A 19,358-nucleotide genomic window follows, 5' to 3' on the forward strand; every position below is an offset into this window, starting at 1 on the left:
AGACTGCCCGTACCCGGTGAAGCCCATTTCAGGGCCGCAAGGGGCGGGGCGCGGGTTCATCGCTTGAATAACGCCTCAGCACTTGATTTGTGGTTAACGGCGCTTTCAATCTTTGATCTGGTTCGGGCGATTTCACCCTCCAGCGCGCTGATGCGCTCTTCCAGATCGGCAAGGGATAAGGGACCCAAATCCTGTCGAAGCAGTTGGGCCAGCGGATCATCAATCTTGCGAGGCAGATCGTCGTCCATGTCCATGAATGCCAATGTTGACCGCCGGGGCGCCTCTGTCAATAAGGCCCTTAAGCCGCTTGTGATTTTCAGCTGCGGTGCCAGATTATTGCGGGGGATTGGCCATCATGGGGTTTGAAGCGGCACTGCCTGATGAAATGATGGCGATTGCCATTCCATCGCCCGGCGGTCCCGAAGCTCTGGTGGCTGAGCGTCGTCCGGTTCCTGCCCCCGCAGCGGATGAAGTGTTGATCCGGGTCGCCGCCGCAGGCGTGAACCGGCCCGATGTGTTGCAGCGGCAGGGCAAATATCCGCCGCCCCCTGGAGCGTCCGACATTCCGGGTTTGGAGGTTTCCGGCACGATCGTTGCGGCCGGCGGCAGCGCGGAGCAGCTGATCGGGCAGCGCGTATGTGCCTTGCTCACCGGCGGCGGCTATGCCGAATATGCGGTTGCGCCAGCGGGGCAATGCCTTCCCGTGCCGGACAGCTATGACATTGTCGAGGCGGCGGCATTGCCCGAAACGCTCTTCACCGTCTGGACCAACCTGTTCGAGCGTGCCTATGTCGTTGGCGGTGACACGGTGCTGGTGCATGGCGGGACCAGCGGCATCGGCACGATGGCGATTTCACTCTGCCGCCTCTTTGATATCACCATCATCGTCACCTGCGGCAGCGATGCGAAATGCGAGCAGGCGAAGGCTTGGGGCGCTCATCATGCCATCAATTATCGCAGCCAGGATTATGTCGAAGAGGTGAAGCGCATTACCACTGGCCAAGGCGTGCAGGCGGTTCTGGATATGGTTGGCGGCGACTATGTGCCCCGAAACTTGCAGTGCCTTGCCGAAGATGGCCGCCATGTGTCGATCGCGGTGCTGGGCGGGGCGAAGGCGGAAATCTTCTTGCCCACGGTAATGACACGGCGGCTGACGCTGACAGGATCGACGCTGCGGCCCCGCTCCTCCGCTTTCAAGAGCCTGGTGGCTGACGAAATTATCCGTGAGGTCTGGAGCTTCGTTGAGGAAGGCAGGCTCCGTCCGGCGATGGACCAGCGCTTCCCCTTGGCTGCGGCTGCGCGGGCACATGCGCGCATGGATGCGGGGGAACATTTCGGGAAGATCGTTCTGACTGTCTGAGGGCCTGTTGGGTGGATTGCGGTCATAGCTAAATCCTCCCCATCGTGAGATGGGGAGGGGGACCGTTCGCGAAGCGAATGGTGGAGGGGAAATTTCGCAGGTCGTGCCATTTTCCCCTCCACCAGCCTGCGGCTGGTCCCCCTCCCCACGCTTCGCGCAGGGAGGATTTGGAATGTCCGCTAATGGCTATAATACAGTCGCTCACCCTCATCCCGCGATGCCTAAAACCCCGCAAACCGTAGCATTTCCGTCACATTCGCTGCGGGATTGTAACATTGCGCCGCTAAGGATTCGGTCCCGAGGACAATAGCTCCAGGGGTTGCATCATGAATGCCATCACACGCCTGCCTTTCCTGGCGGACATGAACGAAGGCGCTCAACATTTCGACACGCCGGAACAGGGCGGCAAGCGTCGCCGTTACCGCACGGTCTGGATTTCGGACATCCATCTCGGCACGCGCGGCTGCAATGCGAAGCTGCTGATCGACTTTCTCGACAGCGTCGACAGCGAGACCATGTATCTGGTCGGCGACATCATTGACGGCTGGCGGCTCAAAAGGCGCTTCTACTGGCCCGCCGCGCATAATGACGTGGTCTGGCGCATCATGAAGCGTGCCAAGCGCGGCACTCGCGTCGTCTATATCCCCGGCAATCATGATGAGATGTTCCGCCAGTTCACGGGCCTCAGCTTCGGTGGGGTCGAGATCAGGCGCAAGGCGATCCATGAGACTGCGGACGGCCGCAAGCTCCTTGTCCTGCACGGCGATGAGTTCGACACGATCATGCTGGCCCATCGCTGGCTCGCCTTTGTGGGGGACGCCGCTTACGGCTTGCTGATGCGGCTCAATGTCGTGGTGAACGCGGTGCGCCAGCGCATGGGTCTGCCCTATTGGTCGCTCAGCAAAATGGCCAAGCACAAGGTCAAGAACGCCGTCGAGTTCATCTCCCGATTTGAAGAAGTGGTTTCGCATGAGGCCGGATCACGCGGCGTCGATGGCGTGGTCTGCGGTCACATCCACAATGCCGAAATGCGTGAGATCGGCGGCATCCAATATTATAATGACGGTGACTGGGTGGAGGGATGCACCGCCCTGGTCGAACATTTCGACGGCCGTATGGAGGTACTGCACTGGGCCGATGAGGTTGCGGCACGCACCGTGGGCGATCAGGTGAGGATCGCCGCCTGATGCGCATCGTCATCGTGACCGACGCCTGGTCGCCTCAAGTGAATGGCGTCGTCCGAACGCTCCAGACCATCCAGGCGGAGCTGGAGGCGCGGGGGCACGCCGTCAAGGTCATCTCACCCGATCTCTACGGCTCCTTCCCCTGTCCGACCTATCCCGAAATCCGCCTGGCCTTCGTGCGATCGGGCGTGGTGGGCGACGCGATCGCGGCCTTTGAACCGGATGCCGTCCATCTCGCAACCGAAGGGCCGCTCTGCCTTGCCGCGCGGCGCTGGTGCCTGCGGGGCGGGGTGCCTTTCACCACCGCTTATCACACGCATTTTCCCGACTATGTCTCGCGCCGGACAGGACTGCCCGCGCGCTGGTTCTGGTCCTACATTCGCTGGTTTCATGGCCCGGCGCGGGCGGTGCTGGTCTCCACCGGATCGGTGCGGCAGCAGTTGCGCGCCCATGGGTTGGCGCAGGTGCGGCCATGGGGCAGGGGAGTGGACCTGTCCGCCTTCACAGCCGAGGCAACGCCGCCAGCGATATTCGCCAATCTCCCGCGCCCGATCCAGCTCTATGTCGGCCGGGTCGCTATCGAGAAGAATCTCGAGGCATTCCTTGCCAATGATCACCCCGGCAGCAAGGTGGTCGTCGGCGATGGCCCGGCGCGGGCGCAACTGGAACGCGCTTATCCCGACGCGCGATTCCTTGGCGCATTGTTCGGCGAGGAACTGGCGGGTGCCTATGCGGGCGCCGACGTCTTTGTCTTCCCCAGCCGCACCGACACATTCGGCCTCGTCATGATCGAAGCGCTGGCATGCGGCGCCCCCGTCGCCGCTTATCCGGTCAGCGGGCCGGTGGACATCGTGACGCCCGAAACCGGCGCGCTATCCGAACGGCTGGAGGACGCCATCGCCGCTGCGTTGCGCTGCGACAGGGTCGCCTGCGCCGCCCATGGCCGCAGCTTCAGCTGGGAACGCAGCGCCGACGAATTCCTGACCGGCCTTCACTGCATCGATCCCGTCGTCAGAGACAGCGCGGCCTGACGCTTTTCCTTGCTCCACCGGGTTTCTTGCACTATCTCAGGACGGGCGTGGCCGCCCTGCTTGGGCGGCCCTTGTTGTTTTTAGTGCCGGAGAATCCTCGTGTCCCAGCCTCTCATGCCCCATGCAACCGCCAGCTGGCTGGTCGACAATACCGCGCTCAGCTTTGATCAGATCGCGGAATTTTGCGGGCTGCATATCCTGGAAGTGCAGGCGATCGCCGATGACACGGCTGGCACCAAATATACCGGCCGCGACCCCGTCCGCGCGCATGAAATCACGATGGAGGAAATCCACAAGGGTGAATCCAACCCCGACTATCGCCTGAAGATGCTGAAAGGCCCTGAACCCGTCCGCCGTACCAAAGGCCCGCGCTACACGCCGGTGTCCAAGCGTCAGGACAAGCCCGATGGCATCGCGTGGATCCTGCGCAATCACCCCGAAATTTCGGACGGCGCGATCGGCAAGCTGATCGGCACCACCCGCACCACCATCGCCGCCATCCGTGACCGCACGCACTGGAACATCTCCAACATCGTGCCCAAGGATCCGGTGACGCTGGGCCTCTGCTCGCAGCGGGAACTGGACGCGCTGGTGACGAAGGCTGCGAAGAAGCTCGGCATCGAAGCCCCGACGGACTCCGCCTGGACGGCGATCGCGAAGCACTGATCGAGGAATTGCGCCGCGAGCGCGACGACGCTGCCCGCCGGGCCGAGCAAGCGTTGAAGAGCGAGGCGGAGCTGATCTCGGGCGTTGCCACGATCCTCGACCCGTTCAGCAACAATCAGGGCCAGGTCTGATTCTGCCCTGACGCGCCCTGCTTTACGCTTGCGTAAAGCAGGGGCCTGACATACATCTCCGTTAATGGAGAGCATCGAGACGGTCTGGAAAGACCATTATAATCATCCTTTCCCCTGGGATCAGTCCTTCCCTCCCATGTCGATGGTGGACATGGTCGTGGACAGCGCGACGGCCAATCCCGATGCCGTGATGATCGACTTCCTCGGCCGCAAAACGACCTATGGCGACATGCTCCATGTCATCCGCCGGGTCGCAAAGGGGCTTCAGGATCTGGGCGTGCGGAAGGGTGATCGGGTAGGTCTCTACCTTCCCAACGTCCCCCATTATGTCGCGGCTTATTATGGAGCGATGATGGCGGGCGCGACCGTCGTCAATTTCTCCCCCCTCTACACCGCCGCCGAACTGGAACATCAGGTCGAGGACAGCGGCACCAAAATCCTCTTCACCCTGTCGGCCAAAGCGTTGCTGCCCACCGCGCAGGAAGTGCTGGACAATAGCAGCCTCGAACGGCTGATCGTCGGCTGCATCGCAGAGGTGCTGCCGCCCGCCAAATCGCTGCTGTTCCGCCTCTTCAAGCGCAAGGAGACCGCGCCGGTCCCCCATGACCCGCGCATCACCAGCTATGCCGATCTGCTGCGCGACGGCGAGGACTCCGCGCCGGTCGCGATCGATCCGGTCAACGACGTCGCCCTGCTGCAATATACCGGCGGCACCACCGGCCGACCCAAGGGCGCGATGCTCACTCATCAGAACCTGACCGCCAATGCCCGTCAAATCAGGCTCATCGATCCGCATCCCGAAGCCATCGACCGCATCCTCGCGGTCCTGCCCTTCTTCCATGTCTTCGCCAACACCTGCGTCCTTAACCGTACGGTCCTCAACGGCGGCGAAATGGTGATGCTGCCCCGGTTCGAAGCCGTACAGGTACTCGCCGCCATTCAGCGAACCAGCCCCACCTCGATGCCCGGCGTCCCCACCATGTTTCAGGCGCTGCTCGATCATCCGGCGACGCCGAACATCGATTTCTCCTCACTACGCCTGTGCATTTCGGGCGGCGCGCCGCTGCCGCTGGAACTCAAGAAACGGTTCGAAGCCGTCACCGGCGCCAAGCTGTGCGAAGGCTATGGCCTTACCGAAAGCAGCCCGGTCGTCTGCTCCAACCCCTATGAAGGACTGAACAAGCCCGGCACCGTGGGGCAACCCGTCCCCGGAACCCAAGTAAAGCTCGTGGATCGCGAGGACCCGACCCGACCGCCACCGCCCGGCGAACCGGGCGAACTTGTCTTTGCCGGTCCTCAGATCATGAAGGGCTATTGGCAGCGTCCCGACGCTGACAAGGAAGTCTTCATCGACGGCTGGCTGCGCACCGGCGACGTCGGCCTGATCGACGCCGACGGCTATGTGAAGATCGTCGACCGCCTGAAGGACATGATCGCGGTCGGCGGCTTCAAGGTTTTCCCCAGCCAGGTGGAAGAGGTGCTCTACCACCACCCCGACGTGAAGGAGGCGCTGGTTATCGGCATCCCCGACCCCTATCGCGGCGAGTCCCCCAAAGCGTTCGTCACGCTTCAGGAAGGCGCGAAGACAGATGGCGAGGCACTGAAGGCATGGCTTAATCCCCAACTCGGAAAGCATGAAAAAGTCTGCGAGGTCGAGGTCCGTTTGAACCTTCCCAAGACGCTGGTCGGCAAGCTGTCGCGCAAGGAACTGGTCGCCGAAGAACGCGCCAAGGCAGAGGCAGCCGCGGGGCAGGCTGGAACGGCCGCCTGAACATAACTATCTTGTGCCCCACACAGGATAAGGAACAGGCGAATGGCCGAACAAATCGCGACGCTGGCAGGTGGCTGCTTCTGGTGCACCGAGGCGGTGTATCAAAATTTGAAAGGCGTCCGGTCGGTCGAAAGCGGCTATCTCGGCGGTCAGTTGCCCAATCCCAGCTATGAGCAGGTCTGCTCCGGCGCGACCGGCCATGCCGAAGCGATCCGCATCGCCTTTGACCCGGAACTCATTTCCTATGGCGACCTGCTCGACATCTTCTTCGCGACGCATGATCCGACGACGCTCAACCGGCAGGGCAACGACATCGGCACCCAATATCGCTCCGCCGTCTTCCCCCATTCGCCGGAGCAGGAAGCGGAAGCCAAAGCCGCCATCGCCCGCGCGCAACTGGATCATGGCAACCCGATCGTCACCACGATCGAACCGGACGCCCCCTGGTATCCCGCAGAGGATTACCACCAGAAATATTGGGACCGCGTCGGCGACCGCAACCCCTATTGCATGGCGGTCATTCCGCCCAAACTCGCCAAGCTGCGCAAGGGATTTGCGGAACGGATCGAGGGCTGAAAGCCGAAGATATAAGCCCCTCCCTTTCAAGTTCAAACGAGGCACGTGACTCGTTTGAAGGGGAAGGGGTGGGTAGCGAGCGCCAGCGAGCCTCAGCCTCTCCGGCCTCGCCCACTCGACCAAAGTCAACCCCACCAATACCGCTTAGGCTAAGGTTAATCCTGACCATGCCAAGCACGCCAGCAGTTCACAGGGGAATATCCATGCGCCCATTTACGACGATCGCCGCCGCCGGAATAATGCTGACCCTCCCGGGCTGCATCGCAAAGACGGCGCTGGACGTAGCCACCCTGCCGGTGCGCGCCGGATCGCAGGCCGCAGATTGGGCCACCACCAGCCAGGAAGAATCCGACCACAACTATGGCCGCCGCATGCGCAAGCAGGAGGCCAGGGAAGCGCGCGACCGCAAGAAAGCCGAAGAACAGCGCCGCCGCGAATGCAAACGGGCTGGCTATCGGGATTGCGATTGAGGACGGTTCGACGTTCCGCTGACGTTGTATGATCAAATCTAGAGTGTGACCGTCTATACGGAAGTATCCACACTAATGCCCTTTTTCCGTCACCCCGGGCTTGACCCGGGGTCCCGCTGCCTCAGCGGCGCCAGATAAGAAGTGGGACCCCGGATCAAGTCCGGGGTCACGATCACTCAAACATGATCATGCCCTAGGGTGTGTGGGGATTCAGCCCATGACGGGCTGCAAATGGCGACTTTCTGCGCTTCCGGTGCTCACATACTGAAGTACGCTGCGTCGAAGCGAGGCACGTGACTCGCTTCGAGGTTCTCGAAATTCACCATTTTCGCCTCGCCCTGAACTGAATCCCCACACACCCTGGGTTCCGTCCGCACTTAGCCTGTCAAAAGGCTCCACCCGAACGGCGCCAGAGTCCTTGAACCCTCAAGCCGCCGCCCGCCGCAACCGGTCGTTGATCGCCGCCCCAATCCCCACATCCGGGATTGGCGCCACCGCAATATGCGTCGCCGCGCTCGCATCCGCGACATGCAGAGCCGCGAACAGATTGGCTGCGGCCTCCTGCACATCGGCATCCGGGCTCAAATTGATATTGCACGGCATCAAGCCAAAGCCGATCAGATATTCGTCCTTCTCCGCCCGCAGCGCGTTCAGTCGCACCGGCTTGGATGGCGCATAATGGCTTTCCAACTGACCCGGCGCCTCGATCTTCGCATCGGCCGCGCCCGTCACGACCGGAAGGCCCGTCGCCTGCTCCAGCATCGCCGCCGTTACCGGACCCGGTCGCAACAGTCGGATACGGCCATTCTCAGGCGCGACGATCGTCGACTCCAGCCCCTCGCTTGTCGGCCCCTCATCCAGGATCAGCCGCACCTTGCCATTCAGGCTGGCGAGCACATGCTCGGCCCGTGTAGGGCTGATGGCCCCGCTGCGATTGGCCGATGGCGCGGCGAGTGGTCGCCCGCTTTCCCGGATCAGCGCGCGCATCGCTGGGTGGGCGGGCAGGCGCAGGGCGACCGTCGGCAAGCCCGCCGTCACCAGCGACGAAAGGCCGCTGTCTTCCCGTACCGGCAGCACCATGGTCAGCGCGCCCGGCCAAAATCGCGCCGCCAGCTTGTCCGCCACGGGCGAAAAGACCGCCAGCCGCTCCGCCATCTCCTTGTCCGAAACATGCACGATCAGCGGGTTGAAGCTCGGCCGCCCCTTGGCGCTGTAGATCGCCGCGACCGCGCTTTCGTCCGTCGCGTCGGCGGCCAGCCCATAGACCGTTTCTGTCGGCACCGCGACCGGCTCGCCCGCGCGGATCAGCAGCGCGGCCTCGCGCAGGGCTTCGGCGCCATAGCGGCTGATCCGGGTGGAATAGGCAGGATTTGGGATGGTCACGGCCCCGCGATATAAGCTCCAGCGCCGCAGAGTAAAAGTCCATTACGACAGAAGAATGACAGGGCCACGCGGCTTGCCGGGGCGGGGGAGGGGGATTAAGCCCGGCGCATGAACAAGGAAACTCTCAGCCGCATCGCGCAAGCGCTGGAACGGATCGCGCCGCCACCGGCCATTTCCGCCGACCTCGCCGCCGCGCCCGCCTATGTCTGGGACGGCGCCGCGATTCAGGCGGTGGATGCTTTCATTCCGGTAAATTACGACCTTTTGACCGGCATCGACGCGCAAAAGGCGACGTTGCTCGAAAATACCCGCCGCCATGCCGTGGGCCACGCTGCGCATGACGCGCTGCTCTGGGGGGCGCGTGGAACGGGCAAGTCCGCAGTGGTTGCCGCCGTCATCGACCGGCTCCAGCGGGAGGGCGCTGACATCGCGTTGCTGCAATGCGCGATCGATGAACTGAATAGCCTGCCGCGCCTCTTCTCCATTTTGCGCACGACGCAGCGCCCCTTCATCCTTTTTCTCGATGATCTTGGTTTCGACGAAAATGGCGTGGGCGACGCGCGCGCGCTGCGGTCGCTGCTTCAGGGCGGCACGGCGGCCCGGCCCGCCAATGTCCGCCTCTATGTCACCTCGAACCGCCGCCACATCGTCCCGCGCCACCTGTCGGAGCAGGATGATCCCGTCAATCCGCGTGACGTGATCGATGACAAGATGGCGCTGTCCGATCGCTTCGGCCTCAGCCTCGGCTTCCATGCCATTGACCAGCAGGCCTATGTCGACATCGTCACCAGCTATGCGGACAGCCTCGGCCTCAGCTTCGACCCGCTAGAGGCCATCCAGTGGGCAACCCAGCGCGGCAGCCGTTCAGGCCGCGTCGCCTGGCAATATGTGGTTGAACTGGCGGGCCGCAACGGCCGTTCGCTCTGATCCTTTGTTTGCCGCGATTTCGACCAGCACTCGGTTCCGAGCGCTTGGAAATCGCTCATGAGCATGATCATGTTAGTGTTGTCGTCACCCCGGACTTGATCCGGGGTCCCGCTTTTTATCTTACGCCGCCCAGCCAGCGGGACCCCGGGTCAAGCCCGGGGTGACGGAAAAGGAGCCTTGATGCGGATGCGCCCGCGTAATGCGATCACGCTCTCAATCACTTCGCGCCAGTCACCCGCCAGATCACGCCGCCGACATCGTCGCTGACCAGCAGCGCGCCCTTCGCGTCGCCCGCGACATCCACAGGCCGCCCCCGCGCGTCGCCCTTCGCATCCAGAAAGCCGGTCAGCACATCGACCGGCTTGGCCTTGCCCACCTCGCCATTCGCCTCGAAGGGCACGAACACCACCTTGTAACCGGCGGCAGGCTTGCGGTTCCAGCTGCCATGCAGTCCGACAAAGGCGCCGTTCGCGAACGCCCCGCCGATCTTCACCTTGTCGGCAAAGGCCAGCCCCAGCGGCGCGACATGATTGCCCAGCGCATAATCGGGCCGCTTGGTATATTCGCGCACTTCGGGCCGTTGCGGCTGCACGCGGCGGTCCTCATAACCGCCCCAATAATTCCACGGCCAGCCATAGAAGCCACCAAACTCCACCCGCGTCAGATAGTCGGGCACCAGATCGCTGCCGAGCATGTCGCGCTCATTCACGACGCCCCACAGCGCCCCGCTATTGGGCTCGAAAGCCAGCCCCACCGGATTGCGCAGCCCTGAAGCGTAGATGCGATAGTCACCCGTCCTGGGATTGACCTCCAGCACCGCCGCGCGGTTCGCCTCCCCATCCAGGCCGTCTTCCGCGATATTGCTGTTCGACCCGACACCCACATAGAGCAGCCCCGTGGGGCCAGCCACCAGGCTCTTGGTCCAGTGCATGTTGGGCGCGTTCGCGGGCAGGTTCAGGATCTTGCGCCCCTTGGCGGTGATCCGCGTCTCGCCCTCCTTATAGGGAAAGGCCATCAGCGCGTCCGTATTGGCGACGTAAAGCGTCCCGTCCACCAGCGCCATGCCATAGGGCGAGTTGAGCCCGGTCAGGAACGCCGTCTTCACCTCCGCGCGCCCGTCGCCATCCGCGTCGCGCAACAAGGTAATACGGTTGGCCGAAGGAACGCCCGCGCCAGCCTTGTCCATCAAATAGCTCATCACCCGATCGACGATCCCACCGGCTGGGCGGGGCGGGCTGTTCGTCTCGGCCACCAATATGTCGCCATTGGGCAGCACCAGCATCGATCGCGGATGTGCCAGCCCCTCGGCAAAGCGCGCGACGGCAAGGCCCTTCGCCGCGACGGGCTTCTCGCCCGCCGTCCAGGCCTTCACTTCGGCGACGTTGATGGTAGGGATCAGCTCGCTGCGCGGGGCGCTGAAAACCGGCTCCTTGCCCGTGTCCGCACCCGCCGCCAACTGCGCCGTATTCCCTTGCGCCAGATAGAAAATGACGCCCCCCGCGATCAGCAGGAGGATAAGGGTGATGGCGATCAGATGCTTCTTCATGTCGCCTGTCTATGCTGCGAATTCTCGCGCGGCAAGGCGCCCCGTCAGCCCCGTTCGCGCAACCACAGCAGCAGCGCGATTATGCCCCCCAGCGCCGCGCCGGTCAGCAGGCCCGCGCTCGGTTGCCCCATCATGCCGCCGATGATCGCGCCGCCCAGGATCAGCAGCGCGATGATGGCGCCCGCGCCGGTCGGATTCTTCTTGCCATTGGTCATCGGCACCGCCCTTGCCACGGCCCGCCCGCCAAGGCCAGAGTCTTTGCGGATCGCCCCGTCGCGGGACAGCCCAGTCCCGTCGGGAGACAGCCCAGTCCCGTTGCAGGACGACTGTACCGCAACGGGACTTGGCTAACGTCCCATTCACCCTCGAAAGCCGCCGCTACCCGTGGAAGCGGGAAACTGGCATGGCAATTGAACCCTTGGTTTCCATCGCGGCGAGAAATTTTCGGGGGTTCACATGCAGTTGCCATATCTTTCCGACCGCAAAAGCTATGACGACGCGGCGGAGCTGATGGCGGCCTTCGGTGACAATGCGGGCTATGAAGCCGCCGCGCGCGCCGATCGCAGCCGCGACCTCGGCAACTATATCCATTTCTGCCACTGGCGTCAGATTGAGCGGCTGATCGTGCTGCTCACCTACGACGCGCCACTCGGCACGGTTCATTAGAGACTGATCGTCACCCCGGACTTGATCCGGGGTCCCGCTTCTTATCTGAAACCGCCCAGGCAGCGGGACCCCGGGTCAAGCCCGGGGTGACGGAAAGGAGCCTGGATGCGGATGCTTGGGTGCAAGACGATGCGCTTAAACCATCAGCGAGCGCGCCCTAAAGCCGCAACCCAGCCGTCTCGGGCAACCCGGCCAATATATTGAGGTTCTGCACTGCGGCCCCGGCCGCGCCCTTGCCCAGATTGTCGAGCGCCGCCACCAGCCGCACCTGACCAGCATCCTCATTGCCGAACACGAACAGCGCCAGCCGATCCGTCGCGCCGACATGCTCGATCGCGACCTGACCCATCGCCGCGCTGTCCTCAAGCGAAGCAACGCTCACGATCGGCGATCCCGCATAAGCATCAGCCAGCGCCGCATGAATGTCCGCAACCTTCGGCGCCCCCGTCATCGCGCGCAGCTGCAACGGCACTTCAACGATCATGCCGCGATAGGCATTGGCCACCGCAGGCGCGAAGATCGGCGGATGCGACAGCCCCGAATAGCGCAGCATCTCCGGAATATGCTTGTGCGTCATGCTGAGCCCATAGGGCCGGAACGCACTCGGCGCGCCGCTTGTCCCTTCAAACTCCGCGATCATCGCCTTGCCGCCGCCGGAATATCCCGACGCGCCCGACACCGTCACCGGCCAGTCGGCAGGCAGCAGTCCGCCCAGCACCAATGGCCGCACCAGCGCCAGGAAGCCGGTGGGCCAGCACCCCGGATTGGACACGAACCGCGCGTTCGCCAGCTTTTCCCGGTGCCCCGGTTCCAGCTCGGCAAAGCCATAGGTCCAACCGTCCGCAACCCGATGCGCGGTCGATGCATCGATCACGCGCGTCCGGTCATTGTCGATCAGCGCCACAGCTTCCCGCGCGGCATCGTCGGGCAGGCACAGGATGACGATATCGGCGGCGTTCAAAGCCTCCCGCCGCGCCGCCGCATCCTTCCGCTTGTCCTCGTCCAGCGTGATGAAGGACAGCTCGGGCCGCTCCGCCAACCGCTCGACAATCTCAAGCCCCGTGGTGCCGACGCCGCCGTCGATGAAAATCTTTTGGGTCACGCGCCGATCCTCCGCCGCGAAATTATCGGTTCCGCATGGTCCGCCGTCAGCCGGGCGACCACGTCTGCCAAAGGTTCGACAACCACGGCCATCCAATGCGCATTGGCATGCAGCAGATTTTCGCCGTCCGTCATGATGCCGACATGGCCGGGGAAAAAAACGAAGTCGCCGCGCTTCAACGGCTCGTCGGAGGGCAGGGGGTTGCCGATGCCTTCCCGCTGCAAGTCCGTATCGCGCGGTGCCTTGATCCCGCACTGACCCAGCGCGACCTGCACAAGTCCCGAACAGTCGATACCGCGATGGCCCCGTCCGCCCCACACATAGGGCTGGCCAAGGTAGCGCAGCGCCACGGCGACCCAATCGCTTTCCGTCGCGTCGGCGCTGACGGCATGTCGCTCATGGACATATCCTTCGGCACAAGCCACGAATCCGTCCGCCGCCTGCCCGGTGAACAGCGCGCCGCCCGGCCAGTAATCGCGAATGGGCGACTTGATGTCGGCCGCGCTGAATAGTGGCGCGGTGCCAGCAAAAATCCGGTGGTTAGTTTCTTCATGCGTGTCCAGCGCCTCGCGCCGCACATAGCCGACATAGCCGTCATGCCCGCAAAAGCCCCAGGCCCAATCCGTGGTCATGTCCAGCGCATGGAAGCTTTCGCCGCGCAGCAATTCGCTGACGGCCGTAGATGTGACGGCGGGCGAGGACAGCAGCGGCGTGCCCGCCGCAACGCAGGTCAGTTCAATCGAGCGGGCATAATGCGCGGAAAACAGCACGCCTGCCAGCGACAGGTCAGCCAGGTCGCCGCGCGCGGCGTGGATGCGGCTGTCCAGCTTGACGGAGCGGCCGTCAAGTTTGAACCGGATACGTTCAGGCGGTGCGTTCCGCGGAGTTGAAGTCGTGGCGTTCATCGCGGCCGGTTCCTGCGATGAAATGGTGAAACGCGTCAAGGAATTCCGCCCCTTTGGGGGTGCGAGTGATGAAAATATTACGCCGATCGGCCGCATCCCGCTCCCGGCGAAGATATCCGAGCGCCGAAAGCTTGTTCAGCGCGCGGGTAATAACCGGCTTCGATACATGCAGCGCCTCGGCGAGTCCCCGCACGGTATGCGGCCCCGCGCTGATGTAAACGGTCATCATCAACGCCATTTGCCGGTTGGTAAGGTCGGGCCTGCCGGATCGCACATAATCGACCAGCGTGCGCATCCATTGGGCAAGTTGTTTCAGACCTGGGCGGTTCAGCTCAGTCGTCTGTTCCTGTGCAGAAGCGGCATCCATGCCCCCGTAACGCACGATGCACGATCCGGTTGCGTAACGGCCCCGTACCAAAGGTCATTTCTGCCCTGATTTTTCATAACGTTGTTCCAGCATGCGGAAAACAGCGCGGAGGCCCAATGCCTCACCACCCTTCGGCCGCCCCGGCTTTGGCGACGGCCGCCAGGCGAAGGTGTCGAGATGCAGCCACTTCGCCTTGTCCGGCACGAACCGTTTCAGAAACAGCGCGGCGGTGATCGCGCCGGCAAAGCCGCCTTCGCCCGCGTTATTGATATCGGCGATGTCCGACTTCAGCATGTCGGCATAGCCATCCCATAATGGCAGGCGCCAACTCGGGTCGTCCACTTCGCTACCCGCCGCGTCCATCTGAGCTGCCAATGCGTCATCATTGGTGAAGAGGGCAGGGAGGTCGGGGCCGACCGCCACTCGCGCCGCGCCGGTCAACGTCGCATAGTCGATGACGAGTTCGGGCTCATCCTCGCCCGCCAGCGCCAAGGCGTCGGCCAGCACCAGCCGCCCTTCCGCATCGGTATTGCCAATCTCCACCGTCAGCCCCTTGCGGCTGCGCAATATGTCGCCGGGGCGGAAGGCATTGCCTCCCACCGCATTTTCCGCCGCCGGGATCAGCACATGCAACTGCACCGGCAGGCGCGCGCCCATGATCAACCGGGCGAGCGCGATCGCATGGGCCGCGCCGCCCATATCCTTCTTCATCAGGCGCATGGCCGACGATGGCTTGATGTCCAGCCCGCCGCTGTCGAAACAAATGCCCTTGCCGATGATGGCGACGCGCGGATGCTTGGCATCGCCCCACCGCAATTCGATCAGGCGCGGGGCAAAGTCCTTGCCCGCTGCCCGGCCCACGGCATGGATCATCGGGAAACCCTGCTCCAGCGGGTCGCCCTTCGTCACCGTGAAGCGCGCGCCAAAGGCTTCGGCGACCTTCGCCGCTTCCTCCTCCAACTGTTGCGGCCCCATGTCGCCAGCGGGAATGTTGACGAGGTCGCGCACTAGCGCCACCGCCTCCGCCAGCCTGACCGCCGGGTCGATTTGCGCAACCTCGCTGGTCAGCAGCACGCGCGGCCCTGCGCTATTTTCATCGCGGCGATAGCGGTCGAACCGATATTGCGCCGTCAGCCAGCCGAGCATGGCTGGCCCGGCCGTCCCCTCCGCCAGCCGATATTGACCCTCGGGCAATGTTTCGCCCAGCTTGGCGAGGCACCAGCTGCTGAGCTTCGCTTTGTTCGCGACCCCCGCGACCACCGACCAGTCCGAAGGATCATCTCCCGGAATGATCGCATGCTCATATCCCTTGCCCGCGAACTTCTGCGCCGCGACGATCGTCCGGACGCGCTGCGGCTGCGCGGAAAGCCAGTTTTCGAAGCTTTCCGCATCGACGATCTGGATCATATGAGCGGGCTGATTGTTGTCTGCTTTCAGCAGGTCGGAATAATCGGTCATGGGCGGGATTCTGGACAAGGATGATGGGGTTGGAAAGCCCCATTTTTGCGATGTCGGCGCCTCGGCCCGGCCATCCCGCATTTGCCCCTGACCGGCAAAGGGTTTAGATTGACGCCAACGCAAACTGGCAAGGAGAGAGACATGGTAATGCATGGCGATAATGCGCGGCAGCAGGCGCTTCGTGCGCGTGCCTATCAACTCGCCGAAAGCGGGCGATTTGACGGCGCGCATCAGGTTGAACAAGCCCTGATCGCGGAAGGCTGGCCCAACGCCGCCGCCGTTCTTCAGAGCAGCTATGCCCGCAAGGCGATCAGCGAGCGTTGTCTGGCGGCCAAGCCGCACTGATGCAGCGCTTACCAATGCGAATGAAGGCAGGGCCGGTCGCAGGACTGGCCCTCTTTCTCTGTGCCTGTTCTCCCTCGGCTGGCGATCAGGCGACGGATAATGTCGCTGACACCGGCAATGATGTCGCCACGGCGAATTTCGTCAACCGGATGGCGGGCGCGGAACAGCCAAAGCCGCCGTCCCAGCCTTTCCAACAGGCTGAAAAGACCGACCTGCTGGAATTCCTCTACGCTTGGCCTGCGCAAGCCTCCGCCGTGCCACAGATCGCTGAGAAGTTGCGCAAGGACATGGAAAGCGGAAAGGCCGACGCGCTCAAGATGGCGGCTGACGACCGCAAATCGGCGCAGCAGTCCGGCTTTCCCTTCCACGCTCACAGTCTTGAGACTCGTTGGACCGTAGCCGCCGACACGCCGCGCTTCCTGTCGCTACGTTCCAGCCGCTACACCTATACCGGCGGCGCGCATGGCATGACCGGCTATGACGTGCTGCTCTGGGACAAGGCGCGCAAGCGAGAAACGAGCGTGCAGGCGCTCATGACCTCACCCGCAGCCTTCGCCGCCGCGATCCACGATTCCTTCTGCGATGGTCTGGACAAGGCCCGCGCGAAAAAGCGGGGCGGGCCGATCATGCGCGGCGACGATCCTTTCACCCAATGCATCGACCCGATGAAGGAAGTCCTCGTCCCCACCTCGCGTGGCGGCAAGCTGATCAACCGGATCGTCGTCGTTGTCGGCCCTTACAGCGCCGGGCCTTATTCGGAAGGGACCTATGAAGTCCCGCTGCCCGTCGATGCCGCTATGCTGAAAACGATCAAAACCGAATATCAGGACGCGTTCGTGGGCGCTCCGTAAAGATCATGCTCGTCGGCATCCTCGATCACCACGTCGAGGATGTCGCCAGCCTTCCGCCCCTCACCGACATCACGCAGGAACACATTGCCGTCGATCTCCGGCGCATCAGCCTGACTCCGCGCCGTCGCGCCGACCGATCCGTCCTCGTCGGGTTCGCCAACCTCATCGATGATCACCGGCAGCACGCGCCCGACCTTCGCCTGCAACTTGGCGGCGCTGATCGCAGCCGTTTTCTCCATGATCCGCTGGTAGCGTTCTTCCTTCACCTCTTCCGGCACCGCGCCCGGCAGTTCATTCGCCGCCGCGCCCTCCACGGGCTCGAACCGGAACGCGCCCACGCGATCCAGCTGCGCCTCGTCCAGCCACTCGAGCAGATACTGAAAGTCCGCCTCCGTCTCGCCGGGGAAACCGACGACGAAGCTCGAACGGATCGCGATGTCCGGGCAGATGCTCCGCCACTTGCGGATACGATCCAGCACCTTCGCCTCATTGGCGGGCCGCTTCATCGCCTTCAACACATTGGGCGAGGCATGCTGGAACGGAATGTCGAGATAGGGAGTCAACAGCCCCTCCGCCATCAGCGGAATGACATGATCCACATGCGGATAGGGATAGACATAGTGCAGCCGCACCCACGGCGCCACGCCTTCACTGGTCCGCAACTGCCCCAGCTCACGCGCAAGGTCGGTCATATGCGCCCGTACCTCGCGGCCCTTCCAGCTGCGCGGCTCATGCCGGGTATCGACGCCATAGGCCGACGTGTCCTGGCTGATCACCAGCAGCTCCTTCGTCCCGGCATGGACGAGCTTTTCCGCCTCGCGCAGCACCGCATCGATCCTGCGTGACACCAGATCGCCCCGGATCGACGGAATGATGCAGAAGGAGCAGCGATGGTTGCAGCCCTCCGAAATCTTCAAATAACTATAATGCCGCGGCGTCAGCTTCAGGCCACCCTCAGGCACTAGGTCAACGAACGCATTGGGCACCGGCGGCGAAGCGTCATGCACCGCATTCACCACCTGCTCATATTGATGCGCACCCGTAACGGCCAGCACCTGCGGAAACTTGGCGCGGATCACGTCCGCCTCGTCCCCCATGCAGCCCGTAACGATGACCCGGCCATTTTCCGCGATCGCCTCGCCTATCGCCTCCAGCGATTCCTCCTTCGCCGAATCGAGGAAACCGCAGGTATTCACCAGCACCACGTCCGCGCCCGCATAGTCTGCGGACATCAGATAGCCGTCGGAGCGCAGCTTGGTCAGGATGCGTTCGCTGTCGACCAGGTTCTTGGGACAGCCGAGCGACACCATGCCGACCTTCGGCGCTTCAGGAATTTTGGTTGCCATGATCGGCGCGCACATAGGGATTTTCGCGCCAAATGTCACGCCCGCCCGAAAGAACGCTCGGATTAGCGCGTCTCGCCCGCGCCATCCCCCTGAACAATCTCGATGATAAGATCGCCCGGCTCTAGCTTCTGCGCGCCTTCTTCCCAAAAGCCGATGACCCGCTCACCCCGATAGATTCGCACGCCAAGCCCGGTCCCGATCGCCGACAAAGGCCCGCCAATCTCCTCCGCCAGCACCGCCCGCTCATGCAGCTTCACCGCGCCACCTGACGCGGCAAGGTCCGCCATATAATCGGCGATATGCCGCCCGCTCGTGCTCCCCGCCAGCAGCAGCCCGGCAAAGCTCACCGGATTGATCACCGTCGTCGCCCCCGCCTGCCGCGCAGGCAGCTCGTTATCCTCGTTGCGCACGACGATGCTGATCGGCAGGCGAGGGGCCAGATGCCGCGCAGTCAGCGTGATCAGGATCGACGTATCGTCCCGCCCAGCCGACACGATCATCGCCCGCGCGCGGCTGATCGCGACATCCTTCAGCGTCTTGTCCCGTGTCGAATCGCCGCACATCACGTTGCAGCCCAGATCCTCCGCCTCCACCAGCGGCTTGTCCTGCGGATCGACCACCACGATCTCGCGCGGATCGACACCGCGCGCCAGCAGCTCGCGCACCGCCTCGCCGCCGCTGGTGCCAAATCCGGTGACGATGATATGATTATGCAGATCGGCCTGAATGCGTGCCATGCGCCACCTGTAGAAGATGTTGCGGAAAAACAGATTATAGGCCGTCCCCAGAAAGATCAGCCATACGAACAGCCGGATCGGCGTCACCAGCAGCGCCTCGAACAGCCGCGCTTCCGGGCTGACCGGCACAATATCGCCATAGCCTACCGTCGTTACCGTGACGGTCGTGAAATACAGCACGTCGACGAAACTGATCTGGTCGTCCAGATTGTCCTTCAGCCCATCGCGCCCGACCCAGTGGATCAGCAGCACCAGCGCGATCAGCCCAAAAACCAGCCCCACCCGCCAGACCAGATCGGCCCAAATCGGCATGGACGATCGCCGCCGCAGAAATCCGGTTTGCGCCAGGGGAAGGCGGGCAGGATTGATCCTCATGGGGTGCGCGTTTAGCCCTCCAAATCCCAACCCATCACCGTCATCCCAGCGACCCGTAGGGCGGCGTCCGCCAACGCTGGAATCTCAGGAGATGTCGCACAACCTCGCCCGAGACCCCAGCGTTCGCTGGGGTGACGAGATACAAGGCTAGCGTTCGACAA

Annotated in this window: 20 protein-coding genes and 1 pseudogene; 11 read left to right on the plus strand and 10 right to left on the minus strand. The window is 63.3% G+C overall.

Annotation, left to right across the window (positions count from 1 at the left end; all coding sequences use genetic code 11):
• Window positions 1–56: 56 nt before the first annotated feature.
• Complete coding sequence (locus ACWNC0_RS10580) at window positions 57–254, minus strand: DUF1192 domain-containing protein (protein ID WP_449471479.1); 198 nt, start codon at window positions 252–254, stop codon at window positions 57–59.
• A gap of 101 nt (window positions 255–355) precedes the next feature.
• On the opposite strand from ACWNC0_RS10580, the gene ACWNC0_RS10585 reads away from it, so the two are divergent.
• From ACWNC0_RS10585 to ACWNC0_RS10615, 7 genes and pseudogenes are all read left to right on the plus strand, one after another.
• Window positions 356–1,360: an NAD(P)H-quinone oxidoreductase gene (locus ACWNC0_RS10585; RefSeq protein WP_449471481.1), complete on the plus strand. Its 1,005-nt coding sequence runs from the start codon at window positions 356–358 to the stop codon at window positions 1,358–1,360.
• A gap of 326 nt (window positions 1,361–1,686) precedes the next feature.
• The gene (locus ACWNC0_RS10590; RefSeq protein WP_449471483.1) at window positions 1,687–2,547 is read left to right on the plus strand and encodes a UDP-2,3-diacylglucosamine diphosphatase; all 861 of its coding nucleotides are present in this window, start codon (window positions 1,687–1,689) and stop codon (window positions 2,545–2,547) included.
• A complete protein-coding gene (locus ACWNC0_RS10595; RefSeq protein ID WP_449471484.1) occupies window positions 2,547–3,575 on the plus strand; it encodes a glycosyltransferase family 4 protein in 1,029 nt (342 codons plus the stop codon). Before ACWNC0_RS10590 ends, ACWNC0_RS10595 begins: the two co-directional genes overlap by 1 nt.
• 114 nt (window positions 3,576–3,689) lie before the next feature.
• Window positions 3,690–4,372 (plus strand): annotated as a pseudogene (locus tag ACWNC0_RS10600) (DUF1013 domain-containing protein).
• A 64-nt stretch (window positions 4,373–4,436) separates the two neighbouring features.
• A complete protein-coding gene (locus tag ACWNC0_RS10605) occupies window positions 4,437–6,143 on the plus strand; it encodes a long-chain-fatty-acid--CoA ligase (RefSeq protein WP_449471485.1) in 1,707 nt (568 codons plus the stop codon).
• Window positions 6,144–6,185: 42 nt separating this feature from the next.
• Window positions 6,186–6,719 carry a peptide-methionine (S)-S-oxide reductase MsrA gene (msrA, locus tag ACWNC0_RS10610; RefSeq protein WP_449471486.1) on the plus strand — a complete coding sequence of 178 codons (534 nt, stop codon included), beginning with the start codon at window positions 6,186–6,188 and terminating at the stop codon, window positions 6,717–6,719.
• Between the two features lie 203 nt (window positions 6,720–6,922).
• Window positions 6,923–7,189: a hypothetical protein gene (locus ACWNC0_RS10615; protein WP_449471487.1), complete on the plus strand. Its 267-nt coding sequence runs from the start codon at window positions 6,923–6,925 to the stop codon at window positions 7,187–7,189.
• A 426-nt stretch (window positions 7,190–7,615) separates the two neighbouring features.
• On the opposite strand, the gene ACWNC0_RS10620 is transcribed toward ACWNC0_RS10615, so the two are convergent.
• Window positions 7,616–8,572, minus strand: coding sequence for an L-threonylcarbamoyladenylate synthase (locus ACWNC0_RS10620; protein WP_449471489.1), 957 nt, complete (start codon window positions 8,570–8,572; stop codon window positions 7,616–7,618).
• Window positions 8,573–8,680: 108 nt separating this feature from the next.
• Here ACWNC0_RS10620 and ACWNC0_RS10625 point away from each other — a divergent pair, with 108 nt between their 5' ends.
• Window positions 8,681–9,499, plus strand: a complete 819-nt coding sequence (locus ACWNC0_RS10625) for an ATP-binding protein (protein WP_449471490.1) — start codon at window positions 8,681–8,683, stop codon at window positions 9,497–9,499.
• Window positions 9,500–9,716: 217 nt separating this feature from the next.
• Here ACWNC0_RS10625 and ACWNC0_RS10630 read toward each other — a convergent pair whose 3' ends face one another.
• Together ACWNC0_RS10630 and ACWNC0_RS10635 are read right to left on the minus strand one after the other, a co-directional pair.
• A complete protein-coding gene (locus ACWNC0_RS10630) occupies window positions 9,717–11,045 on the minus strand; it encodes a PQQ-dependent sugar dehydrogenase (RefSeq protein ID WP_449471492.1) in 1,329 nt (442 codons plus the stop codon).
• Window positions 11,046–11,089: 44 nt separating this feature from the next.
• Window positions 11,090–11,260: a hypothetical protein gene (locus tag ACWNC0_RS10635; RefSeq protein ID WP_449471494.1), complete on the minus strand. Its 171-nt coding sequence runs from the start codon at window positions 11,258–11,260 to the stop codon at window positions 11,090–11,092.
• Between the two features lie 241 nt (window positions 11,261–11,501).
• Here ACWNC0_RS10635 and ACWNC0_RS10640 point away from each other — a divergent pair, with 241 nt between their 5' ends.
• Entirely contained in the window at window positions 11,502–11,711 is a 210-nt protein-coding gene (locus tag ACWNC0_RS10640) for a hypothetical protein (protein ID WP_196225688.1), read from the plus strand.
• A 157-nt stretch (window positions 11,712–11,868) separates the two neighbouring features.
• Here the strand turns inward: ACWNC0_RS10640 and argC are convergent, their stop codons facing one another.
• From argC to ACWNC0_RS10660, 4 genes are read right to left on the minus strand one after another with little or no spacing between them, the layout of a single operon-like run.
• Window positions 11,869–12,813, minus strand: a complete 945-nt coding sequence (argC, locus tag ACWNC0_RS10645) for an N-acetyl-gamma-glutamyl-phosphate reductase (protein ID WP_449471496.1) — start codon at window positions 12,811–12,813, stop codon at window positions 11,869–11,871.
• Window positions 12,810–13,718 (minus strand): C40 family peptidase, encoded by a 909-nt coding sequence (locus tag ACWNC0_RS10650; RefSeq protein ID WP_449471497.1) that lies wholly within the window; start codon window positions 13,716–13,718, stop codon window positions 12,810–12,812. The genes argC and ACWNC0_RS10650 overlap by 4 nt, the downstream gene beginning before the upstream one ends.
• A complete protein-coding gene (locus ACWNC0_RS10655; RefSeq protein ID WP_196225691.1) occupies window positions 13,678–14,085 on the minus strand; it encodes a MarR family winged helix-turn-helix transcriptional regulator in 408 nt (135 codons plus the stop codon). Before ACWNC0_RS10655 ends, ACWNC0_RS10650 begins: the two co-directional genes overlap by 41 nt.
• Before the next feature lie 54 nt (window positions 14,086–14,139).
• The gene (locus tag ACWNC0_RS10660; protein ID WP_449471498.1) at window positions 14,140–15,543 is read right to left on the minus strand and encodes a leucyl aminopeptidase family protein; all 1,404 of its coding nucleotides are present in this window, start codon (window positions 15,541–15,543) and stop codon (window positions 14,140–14,142) included.
• A 141-nt stretch (window positions 15,544–15,684) separates the two neighbouring features.
• On the opposite strand from ACWNC0_RS10660, the gene ACWNC0_RS10665 reads away from it, so the two are divergent.
• Entirely contained in the window at window positions 15,685–15,888 is a 204-nt protein-coding gene (locus tag ACWNC0_RS10665) for a hypothetical protein (protein ID WP_196225693.1), read from the plus strand.
• Window positions 15,888–16,739, plus strand: a complete 852-nt coding sequence (locus ACWNC0_RS10670; RefSeq protein ID WP_449471500.1) for a DUF4163 domain-containing protein — start codon at window positions 15,888–15,890, stop codon at window positions 16,737–16,739. The genes ACWNC0_RS10665 and ACWNC0_RS10670 overlap by 1 nt, the downstream gene beginning before the upstream one ends.
• Here the strand turns inward: ACWNC0_RS10670 and rimO are convergent.
• Together rimO and ACWNC0_RS10680 are read right to left on the minus strand one after the other, a co-directional pair.
• Entirely contained in the window at window positions 16,712–18,100 is a 1,389-nt protein-coding gene (rimO, locus tag ACWNC0_RS10675; protein ID WP_449471501.1) for a 30S ribosomal protein S12 methylthiotransferase RimO, read from the minus strand. The genes ACWNC0_RS10670 and rimO overlap by 28 nt on opposite strands.
• A gap of 47 nt (window positions 18,101–18,147) precedes the next feature.
• Window positions 18,148–19,197 (minus strand): potassium channel family protein, encoded by a 1,050-nt coding sequence (locus tag ACWNC0_RS10680; RefSeq protein WP_449471503.1) that lies wholly within the window; start codon window positions 19,195–19,197, stop codon window positions 18,148–18,150.
• Window positions 19,198–19,358: the final 161 nt, after the last annotated feature.

Source organism: Sphingobium chungangianum (genome assembly GCF_977014255.1).

Excerpts from the sequence above, each read along its gene's own strand:
- ACWNC0_RS10625 (WP_449471490.1), top strand. The coding sequence starts at position 8,681 with ATGAACAAGGAAACTCTCAGCCGCATCGCGCAAGCGCTGGAACGGATC.
- ACWNC0_RS10630 (WP_449471492.1), bottom strand. The coding sequence starts at position 11,045 with ATGAAGAAGCATCTGATCGCCATCACCCTTATCCTCCTGCTGATCGCG.
- ACWNC0_RS10615 (WP_449471487.1), top strand. The coding sequence starts at position 6,923 with ATGCGCCCATTTACGACGATCGCCGCCGCCGGAATAATGCTGACCCTC.
- msrA (WP_449471486.1), top strand. The coding sequence starts at position 6,186 with ATGGCCGAACAAATCGCGACGCTGGCAGGTGGCTGCTTCTGGTGCACC.
- ACWNC0_RS10655 (WP_196225691.1), bottom strand. The coding sequence starts at position 14,085 with ATGGATGCCGCTTCTGCACAGGAACAGACGACTGAGCTGAACCGCCCA.
- ACWNC0_RS10660 (WP_449471498.1), bottom strand. The coding sequence starts at position 15,543 with ATGACCGATTATTCCGACCTGCTGAAAGCAGACAACAATCAGCCCGCT.
- ACWNC0_RS10580 (WP_449471479.1), bottom strand. The coding sequence starts at position 254 with ATGGACATGGACGACGATCTGCCTCGCAAGATTGATGATCCGCTGGCC.
- ACWNC0_RS10595 (WP_449471484.1), top strand. The coding sequence starts at position 2,547 with ATGCGCATCGTCATCGTGACCGACGCCTGGTCGCCTCAAGTGAATGGC.
- rimO (WP_449471501.1), bottom strand. The coding sequence starts at position 18,100 with ATGTGCGCGCCGATCATGGCAACCAAAATTCCTGAAGCGCCGAAGGTC.
- ACWNC0_RS10650 (WP_449471497.1), bottom strand. The coding sequence starts at position 13,718 with ATGAACGCCACGACTTCAACTCCGCGGAACGCACCGCCTGAACGTATC.
- ACWNC0_RS10680 (WP_449471503.1), bottom strand. The coding sequence starts at position 19,197 with ATGAGGATCAATCCTGCCCGCCTTCCCCTGGCGCAAACCGGATTTCTG.
- ACWNC0_RS10670 (WP_449471500.1), top strand. The coding sequence starts at position 15,888 with ATGCAGCGCTTACCAATGCGAATGAAGGCAGGGCCGGTCGCAGGACTG.
- ACWNC0_RS10640 (WP_196225688.1), top strand. The coding sequence starts at position 11,502 with ATGCAGTTGCCATATCTTTCCGACCGCAAAAGCTATGACGACGCGGCG.
- ACWNC0_RS10590 (WP_449471483.1), top strand. The coding sequence starts at position 1,687 with ATGAATGCCATCACACGCCTGCCTTTCCTGGCGGACATGAACGAAGGC.
- ACWNC0_RS10605 (WP_449471485.1), top strand. The coding sequence starts at position 4,437 with ATGGAGAGCATCGAGACGGTCTGGAAAGACCATTATAATCATCCTTTC.
- ACWNC0_RS10665 (WP_196225693.1), top strand. The coding sequence starts at position 15,685 with ATGGTAATGCATGGCGATAATGCGCGGCAGCAGGCGCTTCGTGCGCGT.
- ACWNC0_RS10585 (WP_449471481.1), top strand. The coding sequence starts at position 356 with ATGGGGTTTGAAGCGGCACTGCCTGATGAAATGATGGCGATTGCCATT.
- ACWNC0_RS10635 (WP_449471494.1), bottom strand. The coding sequence starts at position 11,260 with ATGACCAATGGCAAGAAGAATCCGACCGGCGCGGGCGCCATCATCGCG.